The sequence below is a fragment of the Pseudomonas sp. MWU12-2029 genome (genome assembly GCF_023242425.1).
Lineage (GTDB): Bacteria > Pseudomonadota > Gammaproteobacteria > Pseudomonadales > Pseudomonadaceae > Aquipseudomonas > Aquipseudomonas kribbensis.
This window is the reverse complement of sequence record NZ_JALJDY010000018.1, coordinates 33,556-45,741: the sequence shown is the minus strand read 5'-3', so window position 1 is coordinate 45,741 and position 12,186 is coordinate 33,556. Positions and strand designations below refer to the sequence as shown.

Genomic DNA, 12,186 nt, shown 5'->3' with positions numbered 1-12,186 from the left:
TGCTCCACGCAGGCAGGCGCGCAGAATCAATGGGACGTTTGACAACACACGTTTTGGACGCTGCACACGGTTGCCCGGGCAGCTCGATCAAGGTCGAGCTGTACCGCGTTGAAGGTTCGCACCTGGAATTGGTCGCCAGTGCGCTTACCAACAGCGATGGCCGGGTCGATGCGCCGCTGCTGCAAGGCGATGACTACCGTACCGGTGTCTATCAGGTTCAGTTCCACGCTGGCGATTACTACCGCGCCCGTGGCGTCCAGTTGCCTGAGCCGGCATTCCTGGACGTGGTGGTGCTGCGGTTCGGCATTTCTGCCGAACAGGATCACTACCACGTACCGTTGCTGATCTCGCCTTACAGCTATTCCACGTACCGGGGCAGCTGACCCCCAAGCAGCTGCCCCTGCCGGGAAGCGACTGCGCATATAGCTTCTTTGGTCTTTCGCCCGCTCACACTGCGGGCTTTTTTTCGCCTCGTCAAAAGCGTTCCGGATCACAGGTTCGCAAGCGTTCCGAGCCTCGACTCATCATCCCTGACGATGAAAATGCTGTCCGGTTGCGAAGCATGAATCTGAGATCCACCCTTGAGCCACGCAAGCCTTTTTTCGGCGTGCGCCTGGAGGATTTCCTGCAATGCCGGGTACCCGACCTGGGTGTTCAACCGGGCGTCGGCAGCATCGGGGCCGGAATTCAAAGGTTGATGAATTTTCTTGCCCCTGACGCGATGCAGGCTGATGAAAAAGACCAAGGGATGATTCTTCCGACGAAACACCAGGGCCGGAAAGGCATTCGAAGGCGTGGGCGTGAAAACGTCATAGCCCTGACGTTTCAGAATGTCTGCCATGAGCCGTTTGAGTTCGAGGCCGGTCTGTGTCGTTTTGAAATAGTCCCATTCCTGCTTCGTCAGGTCGAAGTCCAGTCGTTCAAGGGGGCCTTCCGGGGTCAGGGCTGGCAGGTTCAGGGTCCGGGCGAGTCCCGGACTGCTGCTGGACGTCGGGAGAGTCGGGAGCATCAGCAACGGATCGGCCAACTGAGGTCGAGGCGCGCTGTTGCCACTTTTCCAATCGTTGAACGTTTGCCTGAGGCGAGTCAGACCCACGCCGGTTGCAATATCCCCATCGTTGGCCAGTGCGAATTGATGTCTGGCCACCTTGTTCACCGAGGTCTCCGACAACAGTGGAAAATAAGTCGCGATGTACTGCTTCAGCGGGTGTTGAAAGGGCAGGTTTGGATCGATCTCCCACTGATTGGCAGGCGGAACACGGATCGCACCTCTGGGTTGCTGCATCAGGTCAGTGCCGAGGATGCGTTCCATGTAGTCGAAGTCATACACCCAGTGTTCCGGATTCTTGATGTAGACGATCGGGTGATCCGGGTCGGTACCGCGCGGCACAAGCAGAAACCGGATGCCATCGACTTCAATGCTGCCGATGGATGCCTGCTGGGGTGGCGCATCCCATTTCTTCCACGGGTCGGACCATTCCTCACCCGTCGCGGTGGAAGAGCGTTTGGGCGCGACAACGTCTTGCGGATCATCATCCGGGTTTCGCAGGCGCTTGAGCGTCAATCTGGAATCGCCGCCGCCGGCACTCTCGTCGCTGGGTTTCACGCGCCAGGTGAGGGTACCTTCCACCCGTTCGAGTCGCGGACCGGAAGGTCTGTAGTCGCTGTTCAATCTGGCCCGGAAATGGTTTTCCGAATCAATGCCCAGCAACACGGTTCCCCCCTCCTGAAGATCCACGAAGTGCCTCTGCGTCCCGAGTTCCCGAATGCCGGAAAGCGCATTCGGCTCCGGAAGTCGGGATAGCTGATTGGGCGCAAGGAAAAAGTGCTCGATCGGCGCATGGATTACGACAGGGGTGATATGGGTCTCGGCCGGAAGGTCGACGATCTCCAGAGGTGCATGCCGGGAGGCGCTTGATTGATCCGACGTCCTCAGGTGATCGACAGATACTCGGTCTTCGCCATGGGGCGCGATGTTCAGCGGCAATCTGTGGAGTGCCGGAGGCCCGACGTCGGGAAGGGTGAAAGGCGTTTCGGGGGAGGTGGTCGATGCACCGGGTTTTATTGGGCGTTTGGGGCTCATGGGTATTTCACTCGCAAGGTCGATTCACGTTGATCTGGCCAGAAGAGGCTGGATGTTCGGTGAATCAACGCTGCGAGGTGCGGTACATATATCTATGCGCCAGGCGAAATATTGCCGGGTGTTGCCCGCTCTCGATGGCCTCAGTGACTGCTCAACAATGAGGCTGCGCCTGCGCCGCCAAACAGTCCGGCACTGATGCGGTTGAACCAGCTCTGGCCCTTGCCGCTGCGCAGGTAACGCGCGGCACCGTGGGCGCCGAGGCCGTAGGTCAATTTGCACAGCAGATCAAGCACGGTCCAGGTCGCGATCATCACCAGCAGTTGTGGCAGAAACGGCTGTTCGGCGCTGAGGAATTGCGGCAGAAACGCGGCGAAGAACAGGATATCTTTCGGATTGCTGGCGCCCAGCATGAATGCACGTCCGAAGAGTGCACGAAAGCGTGGAACCGGTGCCGCCTGCGGCACTTCTGCGCCAACCGATGGCTGACGCGATTGCTGCCAGCTCTGCCAGGCGAGGTAGAACAGGTAAATTGCACCGACGATCTTCAGCGCGCTGAAGAGTTTTTCCGACGCCAGCAGCAGGGCGCCCAGCCCCAGTGCCGAAGCGCTGAGCAGGCAGATCGACGCACTGACACCACCCAGAAACGCCGGGTAAGAACGACGCAGACCGTAATTCAGACTGTTGCTGATCATCAGCAACGACAGTGGCCCCGGAATCAGGATCACCACCAGCGCAGCGCCGCTGAACAGCAGCCAGGTTTCCAGACTCATCACTTTCTCCTTTTTATCGTTATCAAGAATGTGCAAAAGCCCCACCCGCAAGGGTGAGGCTGTTTTGACGCTCGAACCGCGTGTTGCTTACAGGAAGATGAACTTGGCGATGAAGATCGCGCAGAGCACCCACAGGCTGACCGAAATCTCTTTGTACTTACCGGTGCCGGCCTTCAGCGCGACATAGGTAATGAAGCCCAGCGCGATGCCGTCGGCGACCGAGAAGGTCAGCGGCATCATGATCGCGGTGACGATGGCCGGAATGCTGTCGGTCGCTTCGTCCCATTCGATGTGCGCCATGCCGCCCATCATCAGCATCGCTACATAAATCAGCGCGCCGGCGGTGGCGTAGGCGGGAATCATGCCGGCCAGGGGGGCAAAGAACATCGCGGCTATAAATAGCACACCAACGGTCACTGCGGTAAGACCAGTCCGACCACCAGCGGCTACACCGGCGGCACTTTCCACGTAGCTGGTGACCGGCGGTACGCCCACCACTGCACCGAATACGCTGGAGGCGGAGTCGGCTTTCATGGCGCGGGACAGGTTTTCGATACGGCCGTCAGCGCCTACCAGATTGGCGCGCTGAGCAACGCCCATCAAAGTACCAGCGGTGTCGAACATGTGTACGAAAAGGAAGGCGAGCACCACGCTGATCATGCTGACGTTGAACACGCCGGCGACGTTCATGGCCATGAAGGTCGGCGCCAGGCTTGGCGGAGTCGACATGATCCCTGAGTAGTGCACGATGCCCAGGCCCCAGCCTGCCAGGGTCACGGTGATGATGCTGATGAGAATTGCGCCGAACACCTTGTGGTAGCTGAGGATCGCGATCATCAGGAAGCAGATGGCGGCGAGCAGAGGGCCGGGCTCACGCAGCGAGCCGAGCTTGATCAGCGTGGCCGGGCTGTCGACGACGATACCGGCGGTTTTCAGACCGATCAGCCCGAGGAACAGACCCACACCGGCACCCATCGCAAAGCGCAGGCTGACCGGGATGCTGTTGAGCAGCCATTCGCGAATCCGCGAAAAGGTCAGGATCATGAACAGCACGCCCGAGACGAACACCGCACCGAGGGCGGTTTCCCAGTTGTAGCCCATGGTGCCGACCACGGTGTAAGTGAAAAACGCGTTGAGGCCCATGCCCGGCGCCAGGCCCACCGGCCAGTTGGCGTACAGGCCCATCAACAGGCAGCCCAGCGCAGCGGCGATACAGGTGGCGACGAAGGCTGCACCGTGATCGATCCCGGCATCGGCCATGATGTTCGGGTTGACGAAAATGATGTAGGCCATGGTGATGAAGGTTGTCAGACCGGCGATCAGCTCGGTCTTCACCGTGGTGCCATGCAAGCTGAGTTTAAAGAGGCGCTCCAGCAGGCCATTGCGTAACGGCGGCGAGAGTTCCAGCGTCGATGCTTCGGATTTGCGGCTTTCCACAGCGAGTACTCCTCAAGAGTTTTATTGTTATTTCCAGGGCCGGACCCTATGAGGGGGTGGCAGCGGCCCTTTGAGGCATACGCGAATTTGTTGACCATGCGGTCAGGAACTCGCACGCAGTGGATTATGCTTTTGTATACAAATAAAGCAAATAATGTTTTTGGTTTTGTTGACGAAAGTTTTGAGGATCGCGCTATATCAATCGGCCGAGCGGTTTTTCCCCAGCGCCATATTCACCGCGAGCCAGCCATTCACCGCGGTTTCGCCGGCCTCGGCAAACACCCGCTCCAGTAATTTCACCTGCTCGCGGCGCAATGCCTGTTCAAACTTCGCGCCTTCGACGGTCAACGTCAGAAGCCGTTTACGTTTGTCTTCTTCAGACGCCACGCTGTCCACCAGGTGCATTTCCTGCAACTGACGCAACGGCATGTTCAATGCCTGTTTGCTCACACCGAGCAGCGCGAGCAACTCCTTGACGCTCAAATTCGGATAACGGGCAATAAAAAACACGATGCGCTGATGCACGCGGGACAGGCCACGGCGCTCAAGCATTTCGTCAGCCTTGGCGGTAAACGCCTGGTAACCGAAGAAGAACGCTTCCATGGCTTGTTGTTGGCTGGCGCAGTTTTTAAGGTCAAGCATATTGACGTTTCCAGAGAGGGTGTCGTAATTTCAGTCAATAAGTTTGACTCATTTTTCTCATGCCTCGCTAGCGGTGACTTCCATGGCTTTTTCCGAACGTGTGTCGCGTCTCAAAAGTTCTCTGATCCGTGAAATCCTTGCTGCGGCCCAGCGCCCGGAAGTCATGTCTTTCGCTGGCGGCCTGCCGGCTGAAGCGATGCTGCCGAAGGTCGAGTGGGCCGACATGCCGCTGACTCTCGGCCAGTACGGCATGAGCGAAGGTGAGCCTGCATTGCGCGAAGCCCTGGCGGCAGAGGCGAGGGCGCTGGGTTTGCCGTGTGAGGCGAGTCAGGTGCTGGTGGTCAGTGGTTCCCAGCAAACACTCGATCTGGCCGCCAAGCTGTACATCGACAAGGGCACCGAAATCCTGCTGGAAGCACCGACCTATCTGGCAGCGTTGCAGATTTTCCAGCTGTTTGGCGCTGATTGCCTGACTGTGCCGCTGGAGGCTGACGGCCCGAACCTGGCGCAGTTACGCCAGCGTCTGGAGCAACATCGTCCAGCGTTCATCTACCTGATCCCGACCTTCCAGAACCCATCCGCCGTGCGCTACAGCGAAGCCAAGCGCGAAGCTGTTGCGGCGTTGCTCGACGAGTTCGGCGTGACCCTGATCGAAGACGAACCCTACCGCGAGCTGACGTTCGACGGCGGCAGCGCCCAGCCGATTGCCGGGCGTCTGAAGAAATCCAGCTGGATCTACACTGGCACCGTGTCGAAAACCCTGTTGCCGGGCCTGCGTGTCGGCTACCTGATTGCCAGCCCGGATCTGTTCCCGCACCTGCTCAAACTCAAGCAGTCGGCGGATCTGCACACTAACCGCATCGGTCAGTGGCAGGCATTGCAGTGGATCGGCAGCGACAAATATCAGCAGCACTTGAGTGAACTGCGCGCTTTCTACCGTCAGCGTCGCGATGCTTTTCAATCAGCGCTGGAAGCTCACTTCGCCGATCTGGCGGACTGGAACACGCCGCAGGGCGGGCTGTTTTTCTGGCTGACTCTTAAACAGCCGCTGGACACGCGCACCTTGCTCAATACTGCGCTGGCCAACGATGTGGCGTTCATGCCGGGCGAGCCGTTCTTCCCCGAGCCGGATCGAAATCACGGTCACCTACGCCTGAATTTCAGCCACATCGACCCGGCTCGCCTGGACGAAGGCCTCAAACGTCTGGCAGCGGTGGTGCGCCAGGCACAGGCCGCGCAGGCCGCATGAAAAAACCGGCCATCAGGCCGGTTTTTTTTGATTCAGACGGCGGCGAACCGCTTGTTCAGGTATTCGATGATCGTGTTGGACTCATACATCCAGGTGGTCTGTCCGTTCTCTTCGATGCGCAGGCACGGCACCTTGATCTTGCCGCCCTGTTCCAGCAGGGTCTGGCGATCCTGTTCATTGTTCTTCGCATCCTTCAGGGCCACCGGCACATTCAGGCGACGCAGGCTGCGGCGGGTCTTCACGCAGAACGGGCAGGCGTGGAACTGATACAGGGTCAGGTCCTTGGCGGCGGCGTCGACCTGGGCCTGGGCAGCGGCGGGGCGCTGCTTCTTGCCCGGGCGGGTCAGGAAGTCAACGAAGATGATCAGTTGGCCGAGGCCGACACGAAGCGCTTTGACGAACACGTTACAAGCCTCACAGGGACATTGAAGAAGGCGCGCAGCTTACCCGATTTTTCACGGACGAAAAAAAACCGGCGATCAACGCCGGTTTTTTCTGCCATCAATTACTTGATCAGGCTGAGAAACTCGCTGCGGGTCGCCGCGTTTTCACGGAACTCACCGAGCATCACCGAAGTGATCATCGACGAATTCTGTTTCTCCACACCGCGCATCATCATGCACATGTGCTTGGCCTCGATCACCACGGCCACGCCCAGCGCGCCGGTAACCTGCTGGACCGCATCGGCGATCTGGCGGCTGAGGTTTTCCTGGATCTGCAGGCGGCGGGCGTACATGTCGACGATCCGCGCGACCTTCGACAGGCCCAGCACTTTGCCGCTCGGGATATACGCGACGTGGGCCTTGCCGATGAACGGCAGCAGGTGGTGTTCGCACAACGAGTAGAGCTCGATGTCCTTGACCAGCACCATTTCGCTGTTGTCGGAGCTGAACAGGGCACCGTTGGTGACCTCTTCAAGCGTCTGTTCATAACCGCGGCAGAGGTACTGCATGGCTTTGGCGGCACGCTTTGGCGTGTCGAGCAGGCCCTCGCGGGACACGTCCTCGCCCAGTTGGCCGAGAATCGCGGTGTAGTTCTGTTCCAGTGTCACAGGGGCTGATTCCATAAGGGTTTCAGAGGGGTACTGTTTCTGTCTGTACCAATTTTGTACCAATCAAGCTGTTTTCGAGCTTACCGAGTTCACCCCAGTCAGTGCTGGAGTTTATCCATCGGGCGTAAGTCGATAGCAACATCTGAACGCTATGACCGAGCTGAGTGGCAATAAACGCAGGGTTCATACCCGCCATGAGGCACATGGTAGCGTATGTGTGTCGGCAGTTGTATTGCCGGCGGGCGCGAATACCCAATTCGGTCGGTGCTGCTGGAAGTGTTTGTCAGTCACACTGGATTGTTGAATAAACTCGAAGTTCTTGGTGGGCGGGAATACATAGGGCGATTCGGCGCGTTTGCGGCGGCTCTGCAAAGCGCGTTGTTGCGCCTCCAGCTCGGCCTGATCGAGGGCGTGCAGCGCGCGGCTATTGAGCATGGCCGTCCTTGATCCGCAGGTAGTCGCGGTTACGGTTGGGGTAAGCCGGCAGGTTCTGCTCGGTGAGCAACCCTTTTTCCCGCATGCGTGCGATGAGCTTGGGCCGGGTTAGGCCGAGTTGAGTTGCGGCCTGGGCGAGGGTGCGTTCCATGGCGCCCCCTCATGCCGCGTGTGCAGCTGGGGTGGCCGCTGCAGCGAGGTGGTTGATGGACTCGGTGACCTTGCCGTAGATCTCGAAATCGCTGCCGTACACGGTGAAGCAGCGGGTGCGCGGGCTTGTGTTGCCGATGCTCAGGATGGTGGTGACACCTGAGCGCGATTGTGTGCGGTGCAGCGCAATCTGTGGGGGGTAGTCGAAAGCCCATGTCGAGGCTCAGCACGATGCCGGTGCGTACTAGTTCCAGCACGCCTTGTTTGTCCGAGACCTCGAAGCGGCCGTATTCGCGGCTGGCGTGGGGACGGGGCAGCAGGTCGGTGGTATTGCTGGCGTCGAACGGACCGTTGGCGATCTCTTCGATGAAATCGGTTAGCTTGAGGTGCATCTTCTTGTCGTTCTGCAGGGTCAGCGTGTGGCGTTCGCTGCCCAGCTCCACGACGAAGGTGCTTTCCAAGATGCCACGTTCGACCTTGAGGCGAAACGCCAGACATTCGCGCGTGGGCGCGGTTCGTAGAACGTGGTTGAAAGTCTCCGTCAGGTTTACTTGGGCATTGAGTAACTCCAGGGTGCGGTTATCAATTTTGTATTTGACCATGCTGCGTACCCTCCGCCGTTCGGAACGAACGGAACGGGAGCGGCGCTTGCTTTCAGCTTCGTTTCGGTAGTGACAAACACACAGCCGCACTCGCGGTGCTAGGCGGCGAATCTCGAAGATTTGAAAGGGGTTAGCAGCGGCCGGGTGAACGTGCAGGGTAGCTGTGGTGTGCATGGTTTAGCCTCGCTCTGTGGTGAAGAGTGAGGTAAACTTAACCTTTAAGGTTAAGTTGTCAGTCCTTTGCAAGCACAGAATTTTTGCCTATGCATCTTCTATGCGTTCATTGCGGACGATCAGATTAATGTCATTGACGCTGCAGACAGTCGCGTTTGGGTAGCTCGACTCCAATACAAGCTCTCTCTGTTGTCCAGTTTTGATGTATACATTGTGAATGAGAACGCTCGTGTTTAGTTGCCTAACCACCAGGTTGGTAATTATTCGATCATCAACTCTTATGTCCTTTCTTTTTTTTATACCGAGATCTCTTCTAGACGCGAGCGTTGAATAAAATTCTTGAATTTTCTGCTCCCTAATAAGGTTGTATCTTTTTAGGTTTTCTATTTTTCTCAGGTCTAATATACTGCTTTCGCTAACTTCAATCGTGGATCTGATAACGCTTGTGGCATGGTTTTTATACGTGTTTTTTGCCCACTCGTTAGCGCTCTGTATGGGGCAGGATATACCATCGATGAAGAAGTAAGCACCGTGCCCTAGCCAGTCCTCGGGCCCGTACTGGATTATGAAATTTTCATCAGTTATCCGGCTTGCGTACTCGCTTGAGGTGCCATGAAAGCCGGTAATTACTATTTTTTTATCGAGTTTTAGCATGATCAAGAATGAGTTTTTAGTGTTTGTTCTGTTTGAATATTTTGTAAGACTAGCCGAGCGCTGGAGGAAGAAGAGTACACCAGCGAAGGCAGCTGCCTCAACTCTTTTGATTGGTGGTAGTCTCTTGTCAGTTTCTTGGCAAGAAATTCTCGTGGATAATGTTTTTGGTTTGGCGATTCTAGGTCCTAAGGCACAGGATAGTGGTCTGGATTTTTCGGTGATTGCTGGTTGTTTTTTAGTTTTGGCCGGAGTCGGATTTTGGGTTTGGGCATGTTTTGAATCTAAGCAGCCAGATCAAGAAAAGCTTATCAATGATAAATGGATTTCAACTGCTGCGAACGTGTCAGCATCAAGGGTATATTGTTATTGTGGAAGTATTAATTTTATCAGTGGCGTCGATGTTGTGGTCACGTCGGAAAATACTGACTTTGAATTGGGTGGACTTAAGGACGTCTCCGTTTCAGCAAGACTAAGGTCTATGGCTGCTAGCAGGGATAATTTAAATGCGGTTTCTCATGACAATCTCGAAGAATGGATGAGAGCTTGGAAGGATAAAAATGGCAAAAAGAGAGATTTTAATTTAGGTCTGTGTATCGTATGTGAAGAGCCTTTTGAGGCGGTAAGATATGGGATTAAGCAAATAATTTTCGCGATAGCGATTAAAAAAAATGATACTGGTATAGCTTTTATCGAAAAAACAGCAATTCAAGATATAGTTAAATTCTCAGTGAATCACTGCATAACTCATGGATTTAAAACAGTATTTATTCCTGTATTCGGGTTGGGGAAGGGGAACGCTGCTCGAGCTGAGGCTATAGAATATACTTTGGGCGCAATCCGTAATGAATTGAAAGGTCGATCTGAAAGTTTGGAGGTTTATGTTGGGGTTCATCGTTTGATGGATGTTATAAAGTTGGGGGCGATGCTCGGAAGATGGAAATAGAATCTATCTATGAAGAAGTTGAGGCTCTAATTGAGAGGCGGCCGAGTTTACGTATCGGCTATACTTCTGGTGTGTTTGATTTGTTTCACGAAGGGCATGCTAATTACTTAAATAAATGTCGTGAATTTTGCGATATTTTGATTGTGGGGGTGGACTCAGATGCGGTGGTAAAGATAAATAAGGGGGTTAATAGACCAATTGATAGTTTTCCTAAAAGAATGTCAAGGGTAAGGCGGCGAGCGGATTTTTGCTTCGAAAAGAAAGATGCTTCGATATTTTATGCGTCCTTGATTAAACCTCATTATCATTTTTTTCCTGATAATAAAAATATCAATAGACAGAAGTGCCGCAGACTTTCAGATATTTCGAGATTTATAGGGGTTGTGAAGATTGCATATACTTCAGGTGTCTCTACCACGCTACGGATTAAAGAGTTGGTAGATCAGGAGAAATTATAACTCGGTGATTTTCCAGCGAGCTCTTCCACAAATGCTCCACTCTTCACTCATTTGAATTATTCGATCAGGCCAGTCTGGATTAGGTGCATAAAGATATTGTTCGTTTCCTTCCTGTTTTAGTTGTTTCAACGTGGCTGCTTGATCTCTACTTCTTTTAGCTGCGACAAAGTGCCCTGGTAATGCTTCGAGCGAGGGGTCTATAACGATTTTATCTCCCTCTGTAAATTTCGGCTCCATGCTCACACCTTCAACCCGGAGTATGAATGCGCGTGGACCTACTGGGCCAGGAGCATCGATCCACTCTTCCGCGTCTCTTGAGTCGAAACTGCCGTGACCTTCACACCATACTCCTGCTGCAATCGAGCTAATCACCGGTAGCTTACGTTCTGTATGGCTGAGTATCGTAGCGTTGTTGAACTCACCTAATCCGTAAGGCATATCCAGATAGCCGCTGTGCAGATCAAGCGCTTTCTCAATTTCCCGGGCAATTTGATCACCGATCCCCTTCGTGGGGTTCTTTCCTCCAAACGCGCTCACTTGGGCAGGCGTTTTACCCAAAAGATCCGCGATGTCGGTCAACCTAAGCTTTTTTCAGCTAGGACTCTTCGGAAATTTTGAAGGCGAGTTTCTGAGATTTTCATCGATCGATTGTGGCGCGATTAACCTTATTGGTGAATTCCCTCTTTGGTGTTGAAAAATAACCTTATAGGTTAATTTGGTTAGAAGGAGCTAACCATGACACTACGCGAATACATCAACGCCCTTGATTCCGACGCTCTCTTGGCGTGAGCTGAATTTTTTGCAATACCTGAATCAGGTAAATTCCTTCCACCACATAGTCATCCAGGCCTTCCAGCGCTGCTCTCAGTTCCACATAATTACTTGTCCGGGTCCTCTTTGAGGAAGGCGTCTAAACTGATGCAGGGAAGAGCAAGAGCTTTCGAAATCTCTCCGGCGAGCGTTGACTTATCAGAACCATCTATACCATCAATGTCGATCCTTACAGCGTTCATTTCGCAGATTGCAGCTATCACCTCTTGTGGGCTTGAGCAGTGCCTCATAACGCCCTCTCCCCGCTGTCGCGATCCATTACAGATTATAAGTGACAGTTCCCGATTCGACTCTAATCGGTCTTTTTTCCTTCAACCTGGCCAATCCTTGCTTAATATGGCCAGCGTTCTCTCCAATAGCCCACAATGCCCCGCGAACGTTTTCCCCAAGCCGGGACAAACCTTGCTCTTCGGCATTGAGTGTCAGCTCCATTAGGGCGGCCTTCAGCGCGAGTTGATTCACGTACATCCTTTCCAGCACGTCCGATAAAGAATACTCGTCTGCCATGGCGCCGACTCCTTTCGAGAAAAGAACAAGCATAGTACTGGTAGTGCTATTGGTAGGCAGTAATCACGAAATGCTTAAAAATTGCTACAGAGCAATGTGAAACACAACATTAAGCCAGGTAGTCCGGGGATGCATGTCGTCGGCTATGCCCAATCCATCTTCGGAACTACCCAATGCTTGCTTCTCGCCCAAGACGGGCA

14 protein-coding genes and 2 pseudogenes are annotated in these 12,186 nt (G+C 54.5%); 4 read left to right on the top strand and 12 right to left on the bottom strand.

Annotated features, from left to right (window positions below; all coding sequences use genetic code 11):
* Positions 1–29: 29 nt before the first annotated feature.
* The gene (gene uraH, locus M5B44_RS28390; protein ID WP_011333195.1) at positions 30–383 is read left to right on the top strand and encodes a hydroxyisourate hydrolase; all 354 of its coding nucleotides are present in this window, start codon (positions 30–32) and stop codon (positions 381–383) included.
* A 107-nt stretch (positions 384–490) separates the two neighbouring features.
* Here uraH and M5B44_RS28385 read toward each other — a convergent pair whose 3' ends face one another.
* From M5B44_RS28385 to M5B44_RS28370, 4 genes are all read right to left on the bottom strand, one after another.
* Entirely contained in the window at positions 491–2,083 is a 1,593-nt protein-coding gene (locus M5B44_RS28385) for a hypothetical protein (protein ID WP_248741278.1), read from the bottom strand.
* A gap of 140 nt (positions 2,084–2,223) precedes the next feature.
* A complete protein-coding gene (locus M5B44_RS28380; protein WP_134825967.1) occupies positions 2,224–2,853 on the bottom strand; it encodes a LysE family translocator in 630 nt (209 codons plus the stop codon).
* A gap of 87 nt (positions 2,854–2,940) precedes the next feature.
* Positions 2,941–4,290 carry an NCS2 family permease gene (locus tag M5B44_RS28375; RefSeq protein WP_248741277.1) on the bottom strand — a complete coding sequence of 450 codons (1,350 nt, stop codon included), beginning with the start codon at positions 4,288–4,290 and terminating at the stop codon, positions 2,941–2,943.
* Between the two features lie 198 nt (positions 4,291–4,488).
* Entirely contained in the window at positions 4,489–4,932 is a 444-nt protein-coding gene (locus tag M5B44_RS28370) for a MarR family transcriptional regulator (protein ID WP_114881998.1), read from the bottom strand.
* 82 nt (positions 4,933–5,014) lie between these two features.
* Between M5B44_RS28370 and M5B44_RS28365 the strand changes: the two genes are divergently transcribed.
* Entirely contained in the window at positions 5,015–6,181 is a 1,167-nt protein-coding gene (locus tag M5B44_RS28365) for a PLP-dependent aminotransferase family protein (protein ID WP_248741276.1), read from the top strand.
* Between the two features lie 32 nt (positions 6,182–6,213).
* Here M5B44_RS28365 and M5B44_RS28360 read toward each other — a convergent pair whose 3' ends face one another.
* The 6 genes and pseudogenes from M5B44_RS28360 to M5B44_RS28330 form a co-directional block, all read right to left on the bottom strand.
* On the bottom strand, positions 6,214–6,585 hold the full coding sequence (locus tag M5B44_RS28360; RefSeq protein WP_007960011.1) for a glutathione S-transferase N-terminal domain-containing protein: 372 nt from the start codon (positions 6,583–6,585) through the stop codon (positions 6,214–6,216).
* A 101-nt stretch (positions 6,586–6,686) separates the two neighbouring features.
* Positions 6,687–7,232: a GTP cyclohydrolase I FolE gene (folE, locus tag M5B44_RS28355; RefSeq protein ID WP_010456659.1), complete on the bottom strand. Its 546-nt coding sequence runs from the start codon at positions 7,230–7,232 to the stop codon at positions 6,687–6,689.
* Between the two features lie 183 nt (positions 7,233–7,415).
* Entirely contained in the window at positions 7,416–7,667 is a 252-nt protein-coding gene (locus M5B44_RS28345) for a hypothetical protein (RefSeq protein ID WP_248741275.1), read from the bottom strand.
* Between the two features lie 4 nt (positions 7,668–7,671).
* Positions 7,672–7,818, bottom strand: a pseudogene (locus tag M5B44_RS28340) (DNA-binding protein); the annotation flags it as partial.
* A 9-nt stretch (positions 7,819–7,827) separates the two neighbouring features.
* Positions 7,828–8,419: pseudogene (locus M5B44_RS28335) on the bottom strand (hypothetical protein).
* 261 nt (positions 8,420–8,680) lie between these two features.
* A complete protein-coding gene (locus M5B44_RS28330; protein ID WP_248741274.1) occupies positions 8,681–9,247 on the bottom strand; it encodes a hypothetical protein in 567 nt (188 codons plus the stop codon).
* Between M5B44_RS28330 and M5B44_RS28325 the strand changes: the two genes are divergently transcribed.
* Both M5B44_RS28325 and M5B44_RS28320 read left to right on the top strand, forming a co-directional pair.
* Positions 9,246–10,190 (top strand): hypothetical protein, encoded by a 945-nt coding sequence (locus M5B44_RS28325; RefSeq protein WP_248741273.1) that lies wholly within the window; start codon positions 9,246–9,248, stop codon positions 10,188–10,190. The two genes, M5B44_RS28330 and M5B44_RS28325, sit on opposite strands and share 2 nt — an antisense overlap.
* A complete protein-coding gene (locus tag M5B44_RS28320) occupies positions 10,181–10,648 on the top strand; it encodes an adenylyltransferase/cytidyltransferase family protein (protein WP_248741272.1) in 468 nt (155 codons plus the stop codon). Before M5B44_RS28325 ends, M5B44_RS28320 begins: the two co-directional genes overlap by 10 nt.
* Here M5B44_RS28320 and M5B44_RS28315 read toward each other — a convergent pair.
* On the bottom strand, positions 10,643–11,227 hold the full coding sequence (locus tag M5B44_RS28315; RefSeq protein WP_248741271.1) for a LexA family protein: 585 nt from the start codon (positions 11,225–11,227) through the stop codon (positions 10,643–10,645). The two genes, M5B44_RS28320 and M5B44_RS28315, sit on opposite strands and share 6 nt — an antisense overlap.
* Before the next feature lie 510 nt (positions 11,228–11,737).
* Positions 11,738–11,986 (bottom strand): hypothetical protein, encoded by a 249-nt coding sequence (locus tag M5B44_RS28310; protein ID WP_248741270.1) that lies wholly within the window; start codon positions 11,984–11,986, stop codon positions 11,738–11,740.
* Between the last annotated feature and the right edge of the window lie 200 nt (positions 11,987–12,186).